Consider the following 21,416-nt stretch of genomic DNA (forward strand, 5'->3'; position numbering starts at 1 on the left):
AGGGGAGGGCGTCGGCGCGCAGTGCTGGGCCGATGAGGAGGTGTGCCGCGAGGCGGGTGAGTCCGGCGGCGACGGCGGCGAGCAGGAGAAGGGCGAGGGTGCCGGCCTGTAGCACGGGCAAGTCCTGCGCGAGGGCGGCCTGGAGGGTGGTGCGCCCGAGCCCCGGGATGTCGAAGATCTGCTCGACGGCGACGGCCCCACCGGTCAACCCGACGACGAACAAACCCATGTTGGGCAACAGCCCGGGCAGACACCGCCGCACGGCCTGCCGGGCGATCCGTCCTCCGGACAGCCCTCGCGCGGCAGCGGCCCGCACCCACGGCTCCCCGAACGCCCCCGGCAACAAGTCATCGAGCAACCGCCCGAGCACGGCCCCGGCAGGCAACCCCAGCGCAAGCGCCGGCAACACCGTCCAACGCGGCCCGTACCACCCGAGTGCGGGCAGCCACCCGAGCTGCACCCCGACGACGGTGGCGAGCACGGACGCGGTGAGGAACTCGGGGAGCGCGGCGAGTGCGGCGGAGCCGGTTCCGCGCGACCACTCCGCCCTGCGTCGGCCGCTGCGCCGCGTGACGAACTCCCGCAGCACGCCCGGGAGTCCGGGCCCATCGTCGTCCGACCGCCCCACCGCACGCGCACCTCGCCGCACCGTGCGCGCACACACCAGCCCGGCGGTGACGACGGCCACCGCGACCGCCGCGCCCATCAACAGCAGGGACGCGCCCAGGGCTTGGAGCAATCCCGGCATGACCTCGGCGCCGGAGATCCAGGAGCGGCCGGCGTCGCCGCGCGGCAGGCCGGTGAGCCACTGGCCAAGGAGCCGCAACGGGCCGTCGTCGAGGCCGAGTTGGTCTCGGATGGTGGCGAGGACCTCGGGGTCGGGGTCGCGTTCCGCCGAGCGGGCCTTGAGGACGGTGAGGGCCGGGTCGGTGCGGGAGAGCCAGGGCAGCAGGCCCACCGCGCACACGAGGGCGGCCGCGAGGAAGGCGCGCCACAGGAGCGTGGCCGTGCGGTGCGGCATGGGTCAGCGCCGGGTTCCGGGGCCGACGAGGGTGCGCTCGTACGGGTCGAGGAGGACGCCCCGCACCGAGGTGGCGACGCCGGTGACGACCCGTTGGTGGACGAGCGGTACGACGGCGTCGGTGCCCAGGATCTCGGCCTCGGCCGTCATCGCGGCGCTCTGCCGTGCGGAGGTGTCGGCCGTGCCCTCGGCCTTCGCCACGGCCCGGTCGACGTCCTTGTCGCAGAGCAGGGCGAGGTTGTAGCCGCCGTCGCAGGTGTAGTCACTGGCGAGCACGGCCACCGGATCGCTCGTGTCCACCAGGGTGTTGCGGGCGACGACGAACGCGTCGAACTTCCCGGCCAGCGCGTCGCTCTCGATCCGCGCGTACTCGCGGACCTCCAACTCGACCTTGAATCCGGCCTTTTCCAGCTGCTGCTTCAACACCTGGGCGACTTCGGGGAGTTCGGGCCGGTTGTCGTACGTCGCGAGGGTGATGGTCCGCCCACCGGGCGCCATGGGCTCGGCCCGCCCGACCGGTTGTTCGCGCTTGCCCGCTGCCCAGGTGACGGCGGGGCCGTAGATGCCCGTACCCGCGTCGGCGTGACTTTCGTAGACGCCCTTGGCGAGTGCGGAGGTGTCGACGGCCTCGCGGGCGGCGGCGCGGAGCTTCGGGTCCTTGAACGGGCCTGTCCTGGTGTTGAGTTGGAGGCTCGTCGTGCGGGTGGTGGCGGTCTCCCGGCGGGTGCCCGTGTCGAGCGTGGCGGCCTGGGCGACGGGTATCGCCTCCGCGACGTCGACCTGCCCGGTGCGCAGCGCGTTGGTGCGGGCGGTGCCGCCCGCGATGAACCGTGCGTCGATTCCGGAGGCCTGGGCGAGGCCGCCCCAGTAGTCGTCGAAGCGGTCGAGGGTGGCCGCCGTGGAGCCGGTGACCTTCGTCAGTTCGAAGGGACCGGTGGCGGTGCCGACCGGGTCGGCGCGGCCCTTCTCCTCGTACGCCTTCGGTGAGAGGACGGCGAGGGCGGGCCCGGCCAGTCTCAACGGCAGTACGGGATCAGGGGAGTTGGTGGTGATGCGCAGGCGGTCGCCGCCCACGGCTTCGGCGGTGAGGGTGACACCGGAGAGCGCGGCTGGGGCGGGCTTCGCCTCGGCGGCATGGCCGAGGGCGTTTGCCGCGCGGGCCGGGGTGACCTCGGTGCCGTCCTGGAATGTCGCCTCGCGGAGCGTGAACAGCCAGCTGCGGTCGCCCTCCCGCTGCCAGGACCGGGCGAGCGCGGGGGCGGCGGATCCGTTGGCGTCCAGGGAGGTCAGCCCTTCGGTGACGCCGAGACGGCTGAGGATGGTGGCGTCGGCGCCGTACGGGGAGAGGTTCTCGGCGGGCGGGAACGCGAGGGCGACGCGCAGCCGGGAACCGGACTCCTTCGTCGTTTCGCCGCTCTCCTCACCGGCGGAGGCGAAACAACCGGTGAGGAGAGGGGCGAGGGTGAGGGCGAGGAGCAGGCGGGCGGGGCGGGTTCGTCCAGGTCGCATTACGGTCATCGCTCCATCGCCAGTTCGAAGTGCATGATCCCCTGCCCGGCGCCCGGGTCGTCGCGCTCGTCGTGCACGACCTTCCCGAGCGACCGCCAGAAGGCCTCTGCGCCGGGCACGGCGGGGTCGGTGTGCAGATATACGGCGCGGTAGCCGCCGTCGGCCGCGGCGAACGCGAGGAGTTCGGCGACGAGGTGCCGGGCGAGGCCGCGCCGGCGGTGCGCGGGGCGGACGTAGACGCGACGCAGTTGCGCGGTCTCGCCGGAGGGGTAGCGCTCGGCGAGATCGCGCGGGTTCGGCGGGTGGACCGGTCCACGGGAGTCGAGGGCGGCGGTCGCCACGACCGTTCCGTCGTCGGGGTCGAGCGCCACGAGGAGGGTGTGGCGGGCCGGGGCGAGATAGGCGGCGCCCGGGTCGATGATGTCGCCGTGCCAGTGGGGCACGTAGCCGGTGCGGAAGTCGCGGTAGACGGTGTCGAGCATCACGGCACGCGCACCGTCGATATCGCCCGGGCCTGCCGCCCTGATGCAGTAGTCAAGCACTTGCACATCATATGCATTAAGACTCCTAGGCCTTGATCGCCCTTGGACCGTTCCTGGATCGCCCTTGATCCACTCGATTTGACAGCCTCGCGGCCACCCCCTAAAACCTAGCCACATGACATTCATTTTCAAAACCGCGATCGCGGCGGACCGGTAGTGCGCGTCGCGTTCGTCGGCAAGGGCGGCAGCGGCAAGACCACGCTGTCGGCCCTCTTCGCCCGCCATCTGGCCCGCGCCGGCGCCCCCGTGCTCGCCGTCGACGGCGACATCAACCAGCACCTGGCCGAGGCCCTGTCCCCCGACATGCCTCCCGGCACCGAACCGGTCACCGCCCCGCCCCTGGCCGCCCACCTCACCGAGCTCAAGGACTTCCTGCGCGGCACCAACCCCCGCATCGCCTCCCCCGAGGCCATGATCAAGACCACACCACCGGGACGCGGCTCACGCCTTCTGCGCCTGCTCGGCGACGACGAGGTGCACTCCCGGCATGTGGTCCGTGCGGGTGACGTACCGCTGATGGCGACGGGCGAGTTCGAGGAGAGCGACCTCGGGGTGGCCTGCTACCACTCCAAACTCGGCGCGGTGGAGCTGTACTTGAACCACCTCGTCGACGGCCCCGGCGAATACGTCGTCGTCGACATGACGGCCGGCGCCGACGCCTTCGCCTCCGGCCTGTTCACCCGCTTCGACCTGACGTTCCTGGTGGCCGAACCCACCCGCAAGGGCGTCTCCGTGTACCGCCAGTACCGCGACCACGCACGGGAGTTCGGCATCCGCCTCGCCGTGGTCGGCAACAAGGTCACCGGCGAGGACGACCTGCTCTTCCTGAAGGAGGAGGTGGGAGACGACCTCTTGACCCACCTGGTCCACTCCCCCGCCGTCCGTGCCGCCGAACAGGGCCGAGCACAGGGCGAGTTGGAGCCGCACAACGTGCACGCCCTGCGTCTGCTGCGCGAGGCGGTCGACGCCCACCCGAGGGACTGGCCGACCCTGCACCGCCACGCCGTCGACTTCCACCTCCGCAACGCCAACGCCTGGGCGGACAGGGCAACGGGCCTGGACCTCGCGGCCCAGGTGGACCCGGACTACGTACCGGGCCCGACTCCACAACCCTGATCACCACCTGCTCACTGTTCGCCAACCACCAGACAGGACAACCCTTTTCATGTCTCTCGACGTCTCCCCGAAGCTCCTCGCCGAAGCCGAGCACGGTGACATCCGCGAGGCGGACTTCGTGGACACGGTCCGCACGTCCCTCCCGTACGCCTACGACCTCATCGCCGGCCTCGCCACCGAACTCCACGACGGCACCGCCGAGTTCACCGACAACCAGACCCCGCCCCCGTCCGAACAGGAACGCGGCCAGCTGCTGCGGGCCCTGGCCAGCGACGCGATCCGGGGCAGCCTGGAGCGCCACTTCGGCGTGGCCCTGGCCTTCCAGAACTGCCATCGGGTGGCGGCGTTCCGGCCGGGGGCGCTGGACGGCGAGACCTATGCGAAGTTCACGTCGGTGCGGTCCCAAGTGCTGAATCAGTCGCCGGAGTTCAGGGACTGCTGACACGGCGGCCCTGCCGTCGGACCGTCTACTCGATGCCTGCCGCGTCGAGTAGACGGATCAGGTCTCCGCAGGCGTAGACGATGAGTCCGGCCGATATACCGTCGTCGGCAGCCGCAGGCGGGCCCCGACCCGGCGTCGCCCAACCCGCGGTATTTGAACGGACGACGACGCCCGCCCGGGCGGGTGAACGCACCGGGCGGCGAACTCTCGGTCCGGGGGATGGACACGATGGATACGGTCCGTCACGATCAGTCAGGCACAGCGCATTTGGCGTACCGACTTGCATGTGGCATGCCCCGGATCTAGTCGACCGGGGCGATTCTCATTCGGGGGGAACATGCCTGATGACGAGTACGGCTGGTTACAGGACGCCGTGGCGGATTTCGGTCGGGAGTGCCGACGGAAACTGTCCGGCGGAGGCGGCCAGGAGTCGGCCATACGTGCTCCACTTGAGGCGTTGCTGAAGACCGTGGGCGGGCGTCACCAGTTCCACGATGTGACCTGGCACGACGAATTCCGTCTCTCCGACCTGGGGGTACGTCCCGACTACGCGGTGCGCGCGAACAATGACATCACGGGCTACATCGAACTGAAGAAGCCCGGGCTGTCCGTGGACCCGGAGACGTTTTCCCGGCGCAACCGCGAGCAATGGGAGAAGCTCCGGGATCTGCCCAATCTCCTCTACTCGAACGGGACCGAGTGGCGATTGTTCCGCCACGGCGAGCAGGTCGGGGACACCGTCTTCTTCCGAGGCGCGCTCAACAGCGCGGGGGAGCGGCTCTCTCTCGACAACCCCATCGCGTTCGACGCCCTGTTGAAACAGTTCCTGCGTTGGGGCCCTCCACGGATCGCGCAGGTCTCGCGCCTCGTTCAGCACATCGCACCGCTGTGCCGACTGCTGCGTGCCACTGTTCTGGAGCAACTCAGCTTCGAGGCACGGTCTTCGGCACCCGATGACGACGTACGGGCCCGCCCGTTCACCGGCCTCAGGAACGACTGGCGGCGAGCACTCTTCCCGACTGCCGACGACGCAACGTTCGCCGACGGATACGCCCAGAGCATCACTTTCGCCCTCTTGCTGGCCCACACCGAGCGCATCCCGCTGGAGCCCAACTCTTTCCACGAGATCGGCCGTCGCCTCGACGCCGACCACGCCCTCATCGGCAAGGCACTCCAACTGCTCACGGACAACATCAACGAACGCTTCACCGTTACGCTCGACTTGTTGACCCGCAGTATCGCGAAGGTGGACTGGGAAGTCATTCGAGCGGGAAACCGGGATGCGTACCTCCACCTCTACGAGCACTTCCTCACGGTCTACGACCCGGCGCTGCGCCAGCAGAGCGGTTCGTACTACACGCCTCACGAGATCGTGGAGGAGATGGTCCGTCTCACCGAGGACGTCGTGCGCAGCCGACTCGGCCAGGAGGACGGATTCGGCGCGGACGAGGTGAAGATCATCGATCCCGCCATGGGTACCGGCACCTTCCTCCACACCATCATCGAGCGGGTCGCCGACCAGGCGACTCGGCGCCATGGGCCTGCGATGGCCCGCGACGCCATCTCCCGGCTCGCCACCAGACTGTTCGGGTTCGAGCTCCAGATGGGCCCCTTCGCGGTCGCCGAGCTCCGCGCGTCCGACCTGCTCAAGCGATACGGGGCACCACTTCCCCAGGACGGCCTGAGCTTCTTCGTCACGGACACCCTGGACAACCCCTTCGTGGAGGAGGAGTACCTGGCCTCCACTTACGACGCCCTCGCCGACTCCCGCCGACGGGCCAACCGCATCAAGGCGCGCACACCCGTGACCGCCGTGGTCACCAACCCTCCCTACGACGACAAGGCGGAAGACCGCGGCGGCTGGGTGGAGAAGCGCCCGACCGGCCAGGAACCTGGAAGGTCTTCGACGCCCATCCCGAGGACCGGCACGGCGTGGTCTGCCTGATCACCCCGTCGGGTTGGTCCACCGGACCCGGAGGTCGCGGTATGCGCGACTACCTACGCCGTACCTGTGACGAAGGATGGATCATCAACCTGTCACCCGAGGGGCTACGGGCCCCGGTGCCCAACCGGGTCTTCCCAGGCGTCGCCCAGCCCCTGGCGATCCACATCTTCATACGCAGGGCGGACGCGGTACGTGGACCGAGGCATCAGGCCCTCGTCCACTACCGAGAGGTGACAGGACGACGGGCAGACAAGTTCCGTCAGATCAAGGACGTCCGCCTGGACGACGAGGGCTGGCGCGACACTCATGCGGAGAGCCCTCGTCCGTTCACACCGGCCACGCACTCGGGTTGGGACGCGTTCCCGGAACTGGCCGACCTGTTTCCCTGGGGCAGCCCTGGATCGAAGGCGAACCGCTCCTGGGTCAGCTCCCCCTCTGCCGAGACCCTACGGCGCCGATGGGCCCGGATGGTCCGGGAAACCGACCTCGTAGAAAAGTCCAAGCTGTTCAAGGAGACAGACGATCGGACATTGGGACACAAGAGGGAACCTCTACCCGGGTATGTCCTCTCCACGCTCCCCATCGGCCAGGAGACTGCCACCACACCCGACCTCATACGCATCGGACTGCGCAGCTTCGATCGTCAGTACCTGATAGCCGACAGTCGCGTCCTCGACCGCCCCCGGCCTGATCTATGGGCCTCACTCCAGTCGGGCCAAATCTTCCTCAACCAGCAGTCGTCCCACGCCATCGACTCCGGGCCCGCGGTGGCGGCGACCCATCTGCTCCCCGACACACACCACTTCAACGGCCGGGGCGGCCGGGTCCTACCGATCCTTCATCCGGACGGTTCCGCGAACACTCCCGCCGGGCTCCTGCCGTATCTCGCCCGCGTCCTGGATGTGGAGCGTGTCACCGTCCAGGACCTCGCGGCGTACGCGGTTGCCGTCGCCGGCCACCGGGCTTTCACCGAGCATTTCACCGAAGATCTGCTCACCCCGGGCGTACGCCTCCCCCTCACACGGGAACGCGAACTTTGGGAGCGAGGGGTCACTCTCGGCCGCACCGTCCTCTGGGTCTCAACGTACGGCGAGCGCGGTGCGGCTCCGTCACCCGCACGGCCTCGGAATGTCGAGTTCGCCCCTGGGGACGAGCGGCAGGTGAGGTATCTGAGCCACATTGGTAGGGACCTGCCCGCCCGGATGCGCTACGACGTCGAGGCACAGACCCTGTACGTCGGCAGGGCAGCCTTCGCACCGGTGCCCGAGGCCGTCTGGAGTTACGACGTCGGCGGTATGGGTGTCGTGAACAAGTGGTTCGGCTATCGCAAGGCCTCTCCCACCAGCAAAAAGACCAGCCCGCTGGACGACATCCACGTCGAGAACTGGCCGCAGGAGTGGACGTCCGAACTGATCGAGCTGCTCTCGGTCCTGCGCCGTCTCACCGATCTGGCACCCGCGCAGAGCGAACTGCTCACAGACGTTCTCGCCGGCGACGTGGTGACCGTCACCGATCTGACTACGGCCGGAGTTCTTCCCGTCCCACCTGGAGCGCGGAAGGCTCGGCACCATCAGGAAGGGACACTGTTCGCCCCGGGGTCCGACCATGTCTGACGCCTCCGCGCCTCTCAGTCTTCCCTGGCCGCCTCGGCGAGCGCCTCTCCGAGCGAGATGCTTCCCTGCGCCAGCTCTCGAACCGTACGAGCCAGCCGCGGAGCCGTATCCTGCATCGCCTCGGCGAGCCGGGTCACGGCGGCCAGTCGCTCCTCGGCGGCCTCATGACCAGCTCGGTGGTGCACGGCCGAGCCCAGAGCAGTCAGGACCAAAGTTCCGCCCTCTATGGCAATGAGCCCGAGGAAGACCAGCTCCGGCACCTCGGACTGAGCCTCTTCCGGATCCAACTCCCTTACGATCCACTCCTGTTGGGACGCTTCGTCGTTCGCGGGATCAGGCAGGGATCGGAGCGACGCTTCGGCCAGAATCCGGTATTGGGAACTGGTCAGCTCGAAATGCGGAAGCGGCATGGCCACATGCCTAGCACACCGCCCACTCCGACTCTCCACAGCCGCGCGGTCCGAACCAAAACACCCTCATCCAGGGGAGTTTGGCTCACCTCAGGAAGGCTTCGACGAGCGTGACAAACCGTCCAGCGTCGTCCAGCCACGGCATATGTCCGGCGCCGGACTGAACCACCAACTTCGCGTTCGGGAACAGTCCCGCGTACTCCGCCATCGCGCGCGGCGGAGCGGAGATATCGAACTCTCCGGCGAGGACGAGCACCGGGAATGTGAACGCGGCCATCGTCGCGCGGGTGCCGGCCGGGGCGAAGGCGCCTTCGGCGGCGTAGACGGCTGCGGCCTCCGCGTTCTTCTCCTTCGCGTCGGCCTCCTCGAAGGCACGCGCCGTCTCGTCCCAACGGGCGTGCGCGAAGGGCGAGATGGCCTCCCACGAGTCGGGCGTGGCCCGGCCGGTGGTGATCTCCTGCAGGGCGGCGAACGCGGGGCCGAACCACGGTTCGGACCCGCGCAGCCGCGCCACCTGGAGCCGGTCCTCGGCCGAGATCCCGATGCCGACCGCGTAGGCGCTGGGGGTGACCAGTGTCAGTCGGGCCAGGCGGTCCGGGTGCCGGGCCGCGTACAGCGCGGCCAGGTTCGCACCGGCCGAGTGGGCGAGCAGGTCGAACCGGTCAAGGCCCAGATGCTCGCGCAATGCCTCGACATCGCCCACGAGACGGTCGCAGCGGTACGACGCCGGGTCCCGTGGCACCTCCGACGCGCCCGTGCCCCGTAGGTCCAACCGGATCAGACGGCGGTGAGCGGTCAGTCCGCCGAGGGTGCCGAGGTAGGCCGAGTCGCGCATCGGTCCGCCGGGGAGGCAGATCAGAGGCGGGCCGTCGCCGGAGGCGTGATACGCGAGGCGGGTTCCGTCGGGTGCGGCGAAGGTCGGCATGGCCGTGAGCGTGTCAGGGGACCCGGCGTGCGGCAACCGGATTGCCGCCCGGCGAACCCCCTCCCCCTTTGAAGGAGTAGAGCGATTGACTTGCTCTCCCTGCTGAAGCAGGGAGATTCCGGCCATCCGGTCCGGTGCTCTGCCGCCTACGCGGTACGGGCTCCGGACCGGATTCCGTGGCTTCCTGCTTCTTCGCGCCGCGCCGGAACCGAGGGTTCTGGTCTTACCTGCGCTCGACAGGCTGTCGCCGCCAGTCCGGCGGCCTGTTTGACGTTCTTCGCGGCATTGTGGTCACGGTCATGGACGGTGCCGCACGCACTGCACGTCCAGGTGCGTACGCGCAGGGGTTTGGGGCCGTCCTTGACACCGCAGCTTGAGCACACCTGGCTGGTCGGCTCGAACCGACCGATCTTCACGAAGGTGCGCCCGTACCCCTGCGCCTTGTACTCCAGCATCGCCAGGAATGAAGCCCATCCGGCGTCGCGGACCGCCTTGCCGAGCCGGGTGCGCGCGAGCCCCTTGACCGCCAGGTCCTCCACGCCGATCCCTTGGTTCTCGCGGATCAGCTTCGTGGAGAGCTGGTGGTGGAACTCGCGGCGGGCATCAGCCACCTGCGCGTGAGCGCGAGCAACTTTCAGGCGGGCCTTCTCCCGGTTCCTGCTGCCCTTCTGCTTGCGGGACAGTTCTTTCTGGGCCTTCTTCAGCTTTTTCTCGGCCCGGCGCAGAAACCGCGGGCTGTCGATCTTCGTCCCGTCGGACAGGACCGCGAAATGGGTCAGCCCCAGATCGATGCCGATACTGGGCAGGTCCTCCGGGTCGGGCATCCGCGCCAGATCGGAGTCCGGGTCGGTTTCGATCACGAAGGAGGCGAAGTACCGGCCCGCCGCGTCCCGGACGACGGTCACACTGGAGGGGACCGACGGCAGGGTGCGCGACCAGCGCACCCTCAACTCGCCGACCTTCGGCAGGAGCAGTCGCCCCGCCTCGGTGATCTTCCAGCGGGCGTTCGCGGTGAACCGGATCGCCTGCCGGGCCTCCCGCTTCGACTTGAAACGCGGCGCCCCCACCCGCGCCCCCTTACGGGCACCCTTGAGGGAAGCAAAGAAGTTGGTGTAGGCGCGCTCGACATCCCGCAGCGCCTGCTGCAACACCACCGCCGACACCTCCGACAGCCAGGCCCGCCCCGGCGTGGACTTCGCCTCAGTGATCAACGCCTTCGACAGCACGGCCGCGCCCGGATACGGGGCGCCCTCCCGCCGGGCCCGCTCCCGGGCCGCGACCGCATCGTTGTACACCACCCGCGCACACCCGAACGCCCGCGCCAGCGCAGCGCGCTGACCAGGACCCGGGTCGAGACGGAAGGCATACCGAAGCTGCATGATCCGGACGCTAACACCCACCACCGACACTCCGAACCCGATCGGACGAACCCGGATCTGCCGTAACGATTCGGCGACCCGGATGGAGCGTTTACCCGCTCCGCCGGGATGCTTCCGCGCCGCTCCACACTGCGATCACTTGATCCGCTTCACCATCGGCCTGAAGTTCGATGTGCCGCGGATGAATCCGGATAGCGGCCCGTCACCTCCTGCGGGTACCCGCTTGTGGTGATTGAGCCGCCGGTGCCAGCCGTCTTCGTGCAGAAGGGGGTCCAGTCGGTGCCGTTCTTGGAGACCTCCAGGACGTATCTCTTCTCTCGCCGTAGGCGACCTCCCAGTCGAGGGTGACGAGGTCGATGCGGAGGGTGGCGCCAAGGTCCGATCTCCTTGAAAGAGGTGACGAAGTAAGCGATAAGGCATCTATCAAATTGACGTATACATGACACAACTGGAGCTAATGATGCCCCGGTGGGTGCGGGCTCCCCCGCCCGCGCCCACCGGGGCGGCCTTGCTCAGGCCGCGCGCCGGGCCCGGCTGCGGTGGTCGCGGATGATGTCCGCGTACCGGCGGCCGGAGCCCTTGATCGTGCGGACCTGGGTCTCGTAGTCCACGTGGACCAGTCCAAAGCGCTTGTCGTAGCCGTACGCCCACTCGAAGTTGTCGAGCAGCGACCAGGCGAAGTAGCCGGCCAGCGGGGCGCCCTTGCGGGCCGCCGAGGCGCAGGCGGCGAGGTGCTGGACCAGGTAGTCCTGACGTTCCGGGTCGTCGACGGTGCCGTCGGGGCGTACGACGTCGGGGAACGAGGAGCCGTTCTCGGTGACGTAGATCCTGCGGGGGTCGTACTCCTCGGTGAGGCGGAGCAGCAGGGTCTCGATGCCCGACGCGTCGATCTCCCAGTCCATGCCGGTGCGCGGGACGCCGAGGCGGCGTACGGCGCGGGTGTAGGGGGCGGGGCCGTCGGGGGCGTCGGCGACGGTCGCCGGGAAGTAGTAGTTCAGGCCGAGCCAGTCGAGCGGGGCGGCGATGGTCGCCAAGTCGCCCGGCTGTTCCGGGAGTTCGACACCGTACGTGTCGACCATGTCGGCCGGGAAGCCTCGGCCGTGGGTCGGGTCGAGCCACCAGCGGTTGACGTGGCCGTCCTGTCGGCGGGCTGCCTGGACGTCCTCGTCGCGGTCGCTCGCGGGGTACACCGTGGAGAGGTTGTTGACGATGCCGACCTGGGCGTCGGGGGCGGCGGCGCGGATCGCCTGGGCGGCGAGGCCGTGGCCGAGCAGCAGGTGGTACGAGGCGCGGACGGCGGCCGTTAGATCGGTCCAACCCGGGGCCATCTTGCCTTCGAGGTGGCCGATCCAGGCCGAGCAGGAGGGCTCGTTGAGGGTCGTCCAGTGGGTGACGCGGTCGCCGAGGCGTTCGGCCATGACGGAGGCGTACGCGGCGAAGTGCTCGGCGGTCGCGCGCTCGGGCCAGCCGCCGCGGTCCTGGAGCGCCTGGGGCAGGTCCCAGTGGTAGAGGGTGACGGAGGGGGTGATGCCCGCCTCCAGGAGTCCGTCCACCAACTCGTCGTAGAACGCGAGGCCCTTGGGGTTGGTCGGGCCGTCGCCGCCGGGGATGACGCGGGGCCAGGCGATCGACAACCGGTAGGCGTTGGCGCCGAGTTGACGCATCAGGCCGAGGTCCTCGCGCCAGCGGTGGTAGTGGTCGCAGGCGACGTCGCCGTTGTCGTTGTTCGCGATCTTTCCGGGAGTGTGCGAGAACGTGTCCCAGATCGACGGCGCACGTCCGTCCTCGGCGACGGCTCCCTCGATCTGGTACGCCGCGGTGGCCGTGCCCCACAGGAAGTCGTGCGGGAGTGCGGCGAAGTCGATGGTCACTGAAGTCCCTTTACGGTCAGCGGAGTTGGTCGGGTCGGTCACTTGACGGCGCCCGCCGTCAGCCCGGCGACGAGATAGCGCTGCAGCAGCAGGAAGCCGGCGACCACGGGCACGCTGACGACCAGCGAGGCGGCCATGATCTGGTTCCAGTACACGTCGTTGAGCGTGGAGTAGCCCTGGAGTCCGACGGCGAGCGTGCGGGTCGCGTCGTTGGTCATGACGGAGGCGAAGAGGACTTCTCCCCACGCGGTCATGAAGGCGTAGACGGCGACCGCGACGATGCCGGGGATCGCGGCCGGTACGACGACACGCAGCAGTGCGCCGAGCGGTCCGCACCCGTCGACCAGCGCCGCTTCGTCCAAGTCCCTTGGCACGGAGTCGAAGTAGCCGATCAGCATCCAGATGGAGAACGGGAGCGAGAACGTCAGATACGTCAGGATCAGGCCGCCGCGCGAGCCGAACAGGGCGATGCCCGTGGCGTTGCCGATGTTGACGTAGAGGAGGAACAGCGGGAGGAGGAAGAGGATGCCCGGGAACATCTGCGTCGACAGGACGGTGACCGTGAAGACCCGCTTGCCGCGGAACTCGTAGCGGCTGACGGCGTACGCGGCGAAGACCGCGATCACCACCGAGCAGACCGTCGCGGCGACGGACACGATCAGCGAGTTCATGAAGTACTTCGCGAGCGGGACCGTCGACCAGATGTCGATGTACGGGCGGATCGTGAGGCCGCTCGGCAGCCAGCGGAACTTGCCCGTGACGTCCGAGAGCGGTTTCAGGGAGCTGGAGAGCATGACGTACACCGGCACCAGGACGAAGCCGGCGAGCAGGGTGAGGAAGATCCGCCGCGACCAGATGAAGGAGCGGGGCGGGGCCATCGGCGAACGGGAGAGAGAGGAACTAGACATCGGCCGACCTCCGTCCGCGTGAAGTGAGCACCAGGTACACGCCGGTGACGACGAGCAGGAACAGGAGCAGCAGGACCGACATCGCGGAGCCGGTGCCGAAGTTCCAGGTGACGAACGAGGCTTGGTAGATGTGCACCGAGATGAGGTCCGCGGCCTCGGGTGCCGACCTGCCGAACAGGACGTACGGCGTGTTGAAGTCGTTGAACGTCCACAGGAACAGGACGAGCACCAGCACCTGGTTGACGGGGCGCAGCGACGGCAGGGTGATGCGGCGGATCTGCTGCAGCATGCCGGCGCCGTCGATCGACGCGGCCTCGTACAGTTCCTTGGGGATGTTCTGCAGGCCGGCCATGACGATGAGGAAGGCGAACGGCCAGCCCTTCCACACGTGCACGATCAGCAGGGCGTAGAAGCTGTTGTCGCCGATCAGCCAGAACGACGGCTTGCCGGTGATGTGCAGCTGGTCGTGCAGGACGTGGTTCACGAGGCCGTTGTCGTGCTGGAACATGAAGACCCAGGTGATGACGGCCGCGTAGACCGGCAGCGCGTACGGGATCAGAAAGAGCGCTCTCAGGAAACCCCGGCCGCGGAAGTTGTCCTGCATGTAGAGCGCGGTGACCGTGCCGAGCAGCCAGCAGAAGGCGACGGACAGCAGGGTGAAGCCGACGGTGACGAAGAAGGAGTGGAGCAGCGCCTTGCCGACGGGGGCGCTGAAGTCCACCGAGACCTTGTAGTTGCCGAAACCGGTCCAGGGCGCGGTGCCCCAGTCGCGGATGTAGAACTGGGTGAGCTCCTTGAAGCTCATGACGATGCCGATGACCATCGGCACCAGGTGGACCAGGAGTTCGAGGATCAGGGCGGGCAGGAGCAGCAGATACGGCAGTCCGATCCGGCGGATCCGGTCGGTACGGCGGCGGCGCGGCCCGGGGGCCGCCGTGGCGGAAGGGGTCTTCCGCTCGGCGGCCTCCGGGGTGACAGTGCTCGTCACAGTCGCACTCACTTCGCCGGCATCTGCTGCTGAGCCTTTTCGAGCTCCGCCTTGACCGACGCGGTCGTCACCGCACGTCCCGCGGCGGCGTCGGCGAACAGGTCCTTGACGGCCGTGCCGACCGCCGTCTCGAACTGCGACTCGTCGGCGACCTGCGGGAGCGCGGCGGCGCTCTTGGCGAGGGTGTCCTTGAGGACGGCGTTCGCGGGGGTGTTGAACGCGGTGTCCTCCTGCGCGGTCTTCACCGGCGGGATGGAGCTGTACGCCGTGTTGAGGATCTTCTGCTCGGCGTCGCTCGTCATGAACTTCACGAACTTGGTGGAACCGTCCAAGTTGTCCGTGTTCTTGAAGACGGCGAGGTTGATGCCGGCCACCATCGAGTTGGTCTGCGCGCCGGTGCCCGGGGTGCCGGACTGCACGGGTATCGGGGCGATGCCGTACGAACTCTCGCTCATTCCTTGGGACTTGAGGTTGGCGGACGCCGACTGCCACATCAGCATCGCCGTCTTGCCCTTGGCGAAGTCGCTGACGGACTGGTTCTGCGCGTACTCGGCGTTGCCGACCGGGATGACCTTGTCCTTGGCCATCAGGTCGACGTACTGCTTGACCGCGGCCACCACGCCGTCGTTGGTGAAGTCGGCCTTGCCGTCGGCGGTGAAGAAGTCGGCGCCGTGCTGCTTGGCGAAGACGAAGGTGTGGTGGATGTTCTCGGAGACGTTGGCACCCTCGGCACCGAGCGCCTGCTTGCCCTTCGCCTCTATCTTCTTTCCGTCGGCGACCAACTCGGCCCAGGTGGCGGGAGGTTGGGAGATGCCGGCGTCGGCGAAGATCTGCTTGTTGTAGTAGAGCGCGTACGCCATCGAGTACAGCGGGACGGCGGCGGGGTCCTTGCCGGTGGCGCCGGTGGAGCCGAGCGCGGAGTCGACGAAGCGGTCCTTGCCGCCGATCTTCGCGAAGTTGGCCGCGCTCCACGGCAGGAAGGCTCCGGTGGCCTGCAGCGAGGCGCTCCAGGTGTTGCCGATGTTCAGGACGTCGGGGCCCTGGCCGGACGTCGTCGCCGTGAGGATGCGGTTGAGCAGGTCGGACCAGGGCACGACCTCCAGCTTCACCGTGATGCCGGTCTGCTTCTTGAACTTGTCGAGCTCGGGCTGGAGGACCTTCTTGTCGATCGCGATGCTGGCGCCCTGGTTGGAGGCCCAGTAGGTGAGCGTCTTGGGCGAGTCGTTGGATCCCCCACCCGTGGACGAACCGCCTCCGCAGGCCGTGGCCGCAAGGGCGAGTGACATGGTGACGGCGCCTACGGCCGCGGCTCGGATGCTGCGCATACTCCGGGTGTCCCTTCAGGGAATGCACTCACGACTTAATTTAGGACGTGAGTTAAACCTCGGAAGCCAGGGGCGTCAAGAGTTTGGACGCCACTCGTCGAACTCGGTCGTACCTCTTGACGACCACGTTCACGGACCTGAAGCATTCCCCCGCGAGAGAGCGCTCCCAACCCCACCGGCGTTCATTTCATGAACAAGGAGAGCCGCGACATGTCCTCAGTTCGACGCAGAACCGTTCTCGGCGCAGCCGCCGCCGCTTCCGCACTGGCCGGCCTGCCCACAGCCGCCTCCGCCGCCCCCTCCACCCCCACCGCGGTGACACCGCGCGCGCTGCCCGGCGGCGGCGACCTCGGCCCCAACGTCATCGTCTTCGACCCGTCCACCGCCGGCATCCAGGCCAAGCTGGACCAGATCTTCGCCCAGCAGGAGACGGCCCAGTTCGGCACAGGCCGCTATCAACTGCTGTTCAAACCAGGCACGTACAGCGGGCTCAACGCCCAACTCGGCTTCTACACCTCGATCTCCGGCCTCGGCCTCTCCCCCGACGACACCACGATCAACGGTGACATCACGGTCGACGCCGGCTGGTTCAACGGCAACGCCACGCAGAACTTCTGGCGTTCGGCGGAGAACCTCGCGCTGGTCCCGGTCAGCGGTACGAACAGGTGGGCCGTGGCTCAGGCGGCCCCCTTCCGTCGGATGCACGTGCGCGGCAGCCTCAACCTCTCCCCGAACGGCTACGGTTGGGCGAGCGGCGGCTACATCGCCGACAGCCGGATCGACGGCCAGGTCCAGCCGTACTCGCAGCAGCAGTGGTACACCCGGGACAGTGTGATCGGCAGCTGGCTCAACGGCGTCTGGAACATGGTCTTTTCAGGCGTGCAGGGCGCACCGGCACAGGGCTTCCCGAACCCGGTGTACACCACGCTGGCCACGACCCCGGTCTCCCGCGAGAAGCCCTTCCTGTACCTGAACGGCACCGAGTACCGCGTCTTCCTCCCCGAGAAGCGCACCAACGCGAGCGGCGTGACCTGGGGCAACGGCACACCGCGCGGCACCTCCCTGTCCCTGTCCCAGTTCTACGTCGCGAAGCCGGGCGTCACGGCGGCCACCCTCAACCAGGCGCTCACGCAGGGACTTCACCTCCTGCTGACCCCGGGGATCTACCACCTGGACCAGCCGATCCAGGTGAACCGCGCCAACACCGTTGTCCTGGGCCTGGGTTACGCAACGCTGGTGCCGGACAACGGAGTTACGGCCCTGAAGACCGCCGACGTCGACGGCGTACGCCTGGCCGGTTTCCTGATCGACGCGGGCACGGTCAACTCGAACACCCTGCTGGAAGTTGGCCCGTCAGGCACGACGACGGACCACTCCGCCAACCCCACCACCGTCCAGGACGTGTTCGTCCGGATCGGCGGCGCGGGCGCGGGCAAGGCCACCACCAGCATGGTCATCAACAACCGCCACACCATCGTCGACCACACCTGGCTCTGGCGCGCCGACCACGGCACGGGCATCGGCTGGGACACCAACCGCGCCGACTACGGCCTCGTCGTCAACGGCGCCGACGTACTGACCACCGGGCTGTTCGTCGAGCACTTCAACAAGTACGACGTCCAGTGGAACGGCGAGCGTGGCCGCACGATCTTCTTCCAGAACGAGAAGGCGTACGACGCCCCGAACCAGGCGGCCATCCAGAACGGCTCGATCAAGGGGTACGCCGCCTACAAGGTCGGCGACAACGTGACCGTGCACGAGGGCTGGGGCCTGGGCAGTTACTGCTACTACAACGTCGCCCCGACGATCGTGCAGCACAACGGGTTCGCGGCGCCGAACCGTTCGGGCGTGAAGTTCCACGACCTGCTGGTCGTCTCGCTCGGCGGCCAGGGCCAGTACGAGCACGTCATCAACGAGACGGGCGCGCCGACTTCGGGCACGTCGACCGTGCCGTCGACGGTGGTCTCGTACCCCTGAGACTCCGGGGGTCGCCGGGATCCCAGGTATCCCTGAGATCCCGGGACTGCCAAAGACCCCCGAAGTCCCTCAGTACGTGGCGGGTGCGGGGCCGAAGCTCCCCCTTCGGTCCGCACCCGCCACCGTCACCGGACGGTCACCGCGCCCGGCGCGGGCGCGTACCCCGTCGGCCGGGCCGTGAACGTCCCCCGGCCCTGGGTCCGGCTGCGCAACCGCGTTGCGTAGCCGAAGAGTTCGGCCAGGGGCACGGTCGCCGTGACGATCGCCGAGCCCGTACGGGTCGTCGAGCCGGTGACGCGGCCGCGCCGGGCGGCCAGGTCGCCGAGCACGCCGCCGACCGCGTCCTCGGGCACCGTGACGGTGACCTCGACGACCGGTTCGAGGAGGACCGTCGTGCAGGCGCGCAGGGCTTCGCGGAGGCCGAGGCGGCCGGCCGTGCGGAACGCCTGCTCCGAGGAGTCCTTCACATGGGTCGCCCCGTCGGTCAGCGTGACCCGCAGCCCGGTCACCGGGAAGCCGCCGATCGGCCCCTCGGTGAGGGCGTCACGGCACCCGGCCTCCACCGAGCGGACGTACTCCTGCGGCACCCGCCCGCCGACGACCGCCGAGCGGAACTCGAAGCCGGGGCCGTCGAGCGGCTCGACGTCGAACACGATGTGCGCGAACTGCCCTGATCCTCCGTCCTGTTTGACGTGCCGGTAGACCCGGCCGGTCACTCCGCGCACGACCGTCTCCCGGTAAGCGACCCTGGGGCGGCCGACGTTGACGTCCACACCCGTGGTCTGGCGGATCTTCTCCACCGCGACCTCCAGGTGCAGTTCGCCCATGCCGGACAGGACCGTCTGGCCGGTCTCGGCGTCGGTGCGGACGGCCAACGACGGGTCCTCCTGTGCCAGTCGGGCCAGTGCCGAGGCCAGTCGGCCGGTGTCGGTGCTGCTGCGCGCCTCGACCGCGACGGAGACCACCGGCTCGGCGACCGTGGGCGGTTCCAGGACGAGCGGGGCGTCCGGCGCGCACAGGGTCGAGCCGGCGCGGGCGGACTTCAGTCCCACCACGGCGACGATGTCCCCGGCGACCGCCCGGTCCAGCCGCTCGTGCCGGTCGGCCTGCACCCGCAGGATGCGCCCGATCCGCTCGGTGCGCCGCGCGCCCGGGTCCCACACGGTGTCTCCCTTCTCGATCGTGCCCGAATAGATCCGCAGATACGTCAGCCGCCCGGTCGCGGTCGCACTCACCTTGAACGCCAGTGCGGCGAACGGCAGTTGAGGATCTGCCGCCCGCTCCTGCTCGGCGCCGGAGTCGTCCGTCCCCCGTACCGCCGGAACGTCCGACGGCGACGGCAGGTACGCGACTACGGCGTCCAGCAGTGGCTCGATGCCGCGGTTGCGGTAGGCCGAGCCGCACAGCACGACCACACCGTCGCCGGTGCGGGTGAGGTCGCGAAGGGCCGCGCTCAACGTCCCGGCGGACAGGGCCGAGCCGTCGTAGAACTCCTCCAGCGCACCCGCATGCAGTTCCGCCACGGCTTCCTCCAGCAGCCGTCTGCGCCGCCGCGCCTCCTCCAACAGGCCGTCGGGGACCGGGACTTCCTCAGGCGTGTCGCTGCCGTCGGTCCACACCAGGGCACGCATCCGGAGCAGATCGACGACGCCGGTGAAGCCGTCCTCCGTGCCGATCGGCAACTGCACCACCAGCGGCGCCGTATGGAGCCGTTCGCGGATCGAGGCGACGGCCGTGTCGAGGTCGGCGCCCGCGCGGTCCAGCTTGTTGACGAAGGCGATGCGCGGCACGCCGTACCGGTCGGCCTGGCGCCACACCGACTCGCTCTGCGGCTCGACGCCCGCGACGGCGTCGAACACCGCGATGGCGCCGTCGAGGACGCGCAGGGACCGTTCCACCTCGTCGGCGAAGTCGACATGGCCCGGGGTGTCGATCAGGTTGACGCGGTGACCGTCCCAGGCGCAGGTGACGGCAGCGGCGAAGATGGTGATCCCACGGTCGCGCTCCTGGGGGTCGAAGTCGGTGACGGTCGTGCCGTCGTGGACCTCACCGCGCTTGTGGGTGGTGCCGGTGAGGTAGAGGAACCGCTCGGTGACGGTCGTCTTGCCGGCGTCGACATGGGCGAGGATGCCCAGGTTGCGGACGGCGGAGAGCGGGGTGGTGAGAGGGCGTTCGGTGCGCACGGCCCGTGGCCTTTCGAAAGTGTTTCCGTGCAGGGCGGCGCAATTCCCGTGCGGGAGAGGTGAATTGACGGATCGTCAAAAAGCTGTCACGTCACGGGCATCCGGTACCGGCCGCGCAGCGGGCACCGGACGGCCGGAGACACGAGGATCACCTCGTACCGGGAGGGAGGAACGACGACAGCGGTGCGGTAACGCACGGCCGGGCTCCCCTCACTCGTCAACGGATGTGGCGAGTGTAGGGAAACCCGGGGTGTGGAGCACGGGATTTATCGGATGTGGGTCAGGTGCAGGTGGGGACGCCGTCCAGCCAGGCGGGGCCCTGGATGTAGATGTTGGTCATCCAGGCCTTGTAGTCGGGCAGATAGGCCCAGGCGTCGTTGGTGTAGCCGTCGGAGGTGACGGTCTCCGCGTGCTTCTGGCACTCGACGCGGATGCTGGTCGCATCGGGGAAGGCGTAGACGCGCGTGGCGCTGACCGAGGGTGCTGTCTTCGTCCAGACGCCGGTGCCCCAGGTCCGGAAGACATGCCCGGTCACCGCACCGGTGTTGACGCGGACGGCCCCGAAGTAGTCGCCGCCCAGGCGGACATCACTGACCATCAGATGCGTGCCGGACTGCCTGGCCTCGACCATCTTGCCCGCGCCGATGTAGATCGCGATGTGGTGCAGGTCTGCCGAGTCGCCGTAGGCGAGCAGGTCGCCGGGGAGCAGCGGGGCCTCGCCCTGGGCCGCGGTGAAGCGGGCGGCGGCGCGGGTCGTGTAGTACTGACGGCTCGCGTCGCCGTTGAGGATGTCGGAGCCGGCGGCCTGCGCGTAGGCGTAGCGGACGAGACCCGAGCAGTCGAAGCCGACCCGCTCGCTGTCGTGCCTGCTGGCCTCGTCCTGGCCGTCGTACTGGCCCAAGGTGGCGCCCGGTTGGTCGCCGTGGCCGCCGCTCCACGTGTACCAGGTGCCCGCGTCGACCTGGGCGCAGGCGGCGGCGATCGCGCTCTGTGCGGCGGCCGAGGCGCCGGGGGCGAGGACACCGCAGCTGCTCGCGGCCGGGGCGGCACCGGCCGCCGGCGCCCAGAGCAGGAAGGCGAAGAGCCCGATGAGTGTGCCGATGATTCCGGTCCGCCGGAGCATGCCGGGACCCCCGTTTCCTGTGGTCCGAAACTGGTCGTGCACCAGCCTGCCGACCCCGGCCCGGCCGGTCGAGGACCCGGCGTCACCCCGCCCCGAAGGGCAACGGGAAACCCTGGGGAAACCCTGTCTCTTATACACA

17 protein-coding genes and 1 pseudogene are annotated in these 21,416 nt (G+C 68.9%); 5 read left to right on the forward strand and 13 right to left on the reverse strand.

Features of this window, described 5'->3' with window-relative positions; translation table 11 throughout:
* The 3 genes from AC31A1_RS22380 to AC31A1_RS22390 form a co-directional block, all read right to left on the reverse strand.
* Positions 1-1,021: ABC transporter permease (locus AC31A1_RS22380; RefSeq protein ID WP_489655012.1), on the reverse strand; the 1,021-nt coding region annotated here is incomplete at its 3' end.
* A 3-nt stretch (positions 1,022-1,024) separates the two neighbouring features.
* Positions 1,025-2,530 (reverse strand): ABC transporter substrate-binding protein, encoded by a 1,506-nt coding sequence (locus tag AC31A1_RS22385; protein ID WP_489655013.1) that lies wholly within the window; start codon positions 2,528-2,530, stop codon positions 1,025-1,027.
* A 5-nt stretch (positions 2,531-2,535) separates the two neighbouring features.
* Positions 2,536-3,072, reverse strand: coding sequence for a GNAT family N-acetyltransferase (locus AC31A1_RS22390; RefSeq protein WP_489655014.1), 537 nt, complete (start codon positions 3,070-3,072; stop codon positions 2,536-2,538).
* Between the two features lie 156 nt (positions 3,073-3,228).
* On the opposite strand from AC31A1_RS22390, the gene AC31A1_RS22395 reads away from it, so the two are divergent.
* From AC31A1_RS22395 to AC31A1_RS22410, 4 genes are all read left to right on the forward strand, one after another.
* A complete protein-coding gene (locus tag AC31A1_RS22395) occupies positions 3,229-4,188 on the forward strand; it encodes an ATP-binding protein (RefSeq protein WP_489655015.1) in 960 nt (319 codons plus the stop codon).
* Positions 4,189-4,237: 49 nt separating this feature from the next.
* Positions 4,238-4,630: an SCO5389 family protein gene (locus tag AC31A1_RS22400; RefSeq protein ID WP_489655016.1), complete on the forward strand. Its 393-nt coding sequence runs from the start codon at positions 4,238-4,240 to the stop codon at positions 4,628-4,630.
* A gap of 373 nt (positions 4,631-5,003) precedes the next feature.
* Complete coding sequence (locus AC31A1_RS22405) at positions 5,004-6,575, forward strand: N-6 DNA methylase (protein ID WP_489655017.1); 1,572 nt, start codon at positions 5,004-5,006, stop codon at positions 6,573-6,575.
* A gap of 41 nt (positions 6,576-6,616) precedes the next feature.
* Entirely contained in the window at positions 6,617-8,188 is a 1,572-nt protein-coding gene (locus AC31A1_RS22410; protein WP_489655018.1) for a type ISP restriction/modification enzyme, read from the forward strand.
* 14 nt (positions 8,189-8,202) lie between these two features.
* Here the strand turns inward: AC31A1_RS22410 and AC31A1_RS22415 are convergent, their stop codons facing one another.
* The 8 genes and pseudogenes from AC31A1_RS22415 to AC31A1_RS22450 all read right to left on the reverse strand — a co-directional run bounded on the left by AC31A1_RS22415 (position 8,203) and on the right by AC31A1_RS22450 (position 15,994).
* Entirely contained in the window at positions 8,203-8,598 is a 396-nt protein-coding gene (locus tag AC31A1_RS22415; RefSeq protein ID WP_489655019.1) for a hypothetical protein, read from the reverse strand.
* Positions 8,599-8,683: 85 nt separating this feature from the next.
* Positions 8,684-9,523, reverse strand: a complete 840-nt coding sequence (locus AC31A1_RS22420) for an alpha/beta fold hydrolase (protein ID WP_489655020.1) — start codon at positions 9,521-9,523, stop codon at positions 8,684-8,686.
* A gap of 146 nt (positions 9,524-9,669) precedes the next feature.
* Complete coding sequence (locus AC31A1_RS22425) at positions 9,670-10,902, reverse strand: RNA-guided endonuclease InsQ/TnpB family protein (RefSeq protein WP_489655027.1); 1,233 nt, start codon at positions 10,900-10,902, stop codon at positions 9,670-9,672.
* 191 nt (positions 10,903-11,093) lie between these two features.
* Positions 11,094-11,287: pseudogene (locus tag AC31A1_RS22430) on the reverse strand (discoidin domain-containing protein); the annotation flags it as partial.
* Positions 11,288-11,414: 127 nt separating this feature from the next.
* Complete coding sequence (locus tag AC31A1_RS22435) at positions 11,415-12,773, reverse strand: GH1 family beta-glucosidase (RefSeq protein WP_489655021.1); 1,359 nt, start codon at positions 12,771-12,773, stop codon at positions 11,415-11,417.
* A 38-nt stretch (positions 12,774-12,811) separates the two neighbouring features.
* Positions 12,812-13,651, reverse strand: coding sequence for a carbohydrate ABC transporter permease (locus AC31A1_RS22440; RefSeq protein WP_393757988.1), 840 nt, complete (start codon positions 13,649-13,651; stop codon positions 12,812-12,814).
* A 22-nt stretch (positions 13,652-13,673) separates the two neighbouring features.
* Positions 13,674-14,669: a carbohydrate ABC transporter permease gene (locus tag AC31A1_RS22445; RefSeq protein ID WP_489655022.1), complete on the reverse strand. Its 996-nt coding sequence runs from the start codon at positions 14,667-14,669 to the stop codon at positions 13,674-13,676.
* An 8-nt stretch (positions 14,670-14,677) separates the two neighbouring features.
* Positions 14,678-15,994 (reverse strand): ABC transporter substrate-binding protein, encoded by a 1,317-nt coding sequence (locus AC31A1_RS22450; RefSeq protein WP_489655023.1) that lies wholly within the window; start codon positions 15,992-15,994, stop codon positions 14,678-14,680.
* Between the two features lie 210 nt (positions 15,995-16,204).
* On the opposite strand from AC31A1_RS22450, the gene AC31A1_RS22455 reads away from it, so the two are divergent.
* Positions 16,205-17,971, forward strand: coding sequence for a coagulation factor 5/8 type domain-containing protein (locus AC31A1_RS22455; protein ID WP_489655024.1), 1,767 nt, complete (start codon positions 16,205-16,207; stop codon positions 17,969-17,971).
* A 125-nt stretch (positions 17,972-18,096) separates the two neighbouring features.
* Here AC31A1_RS22455 and fusA read toward each other — a convergent pair whose 3' ends face one another.
* Together fusA and AC31A1_RS22465 are read right to left on the reverse strand one after the other, a co-directional pair.
* Positions 18,097-20,154 (reverse strand): elongation factor G, encoded by a 2,058-nt coding sequence (gene fusA / locus AC31A1_RS22460; protein ID WP_489655025.1) that lies wholly within the window; start codon positions 20,152-20,154, stop codon positions 18,097-18,099.
* A 280-nt stretch (positions 20,155-20,434) separates the two neighbouring features.
* On the reverse strand, positions 20,435-21,277 hold the full coding sequence (locus tag AC31A1_RS22465) for an NlpC/P60 family protein (RefSeq protein WP_489655026.1): 843 nt from the start codon (positions 21,275-21,277) through the stop codon (positions 20,435-20,437).
* Positions 21,278-21,416 lie beyond the last annotated feature (139 nt).

This window comes from Streptomyces sp. P5F9 (genome assembly GCF_057961495.1).

Excerpts from the sequence above, each read along its gene's own strand:
- AC31A1_RS22385 (WP_489655013.1), bottom strand. The coding sequence starts at position 2,530 with ATGCGACCTGGACGAACCCGCCCCGCCCGCCTGCTCCTCGCCCTCACC.
- AC31A1_RS22400 (WP_489655016.1), top strand. The coding sequence starts at position 4,238 with ATGTCTCTCGACGTCTCCCCGAAGCTCCTCGCCGAAGCCGAGCACGGT.
- AC31A1_RS22410 (WP_489655018.1), top strand. The coding sequence starts at position 6,617 with ATGCGCGACTACCTACGCCGTACCTGTGACGAAGGATGGATCATCAAC.
- AC31A1_RS22415 (WP_489655019.1), bottom strand. The coding sequence starts at position 8,598 with ATGCCGCTTCCGCATTTCGAGCTGACCAGTTCCCAATACCGGATTCTG.
- AC31A1_RS22420 (WP_489655020.1), bottom strand. The coding sequence starts at position 9,523 with ATGCCGACCTTCGCCGCACCCGACGGAACCCGCCTCGCGTATCACGCC.
- AC31A1_RS22425 (WP_489655027.1), bottom strand. The coding sequence starts at position 10,902 with ATGCAGCTTCGGTATGCCTTCCGTCTCGACCCGGGTCCTGGTCAGCGC.
- AC31A1_RS22440 (WP_393757988.1), bottom strand. The coding sequence starts at position 13,651 with ATGGCCCCGCCCCGCTCCTTCATCTGGTCGCGGCGGATCTTCCTCACC.
- AC31A1_RS22450 (WP_489655023.1), bottom strand. The coding sequence starts at position 15,994 with ATGCGCAGCATCCGAGCCGCGGCCGTAGGCGCCGTCACCATGTCACTC.
- AC31A1_RS22455 (WP_489655024.1), top strand. The coding sequence starts at position 16,205 with ATGTCCTCAGTTCGACGCAGAACCGTTCTCGGCGCAGCCGCCGCCGCT.
- AC31A1_RS22465 (WP_489655026.1), bottom strand. The coding sequence starts at position 21,277 with ATGCTCCGGCGGACCGGAATCATCGGCACACTCATCGGGCTCTTCGCC.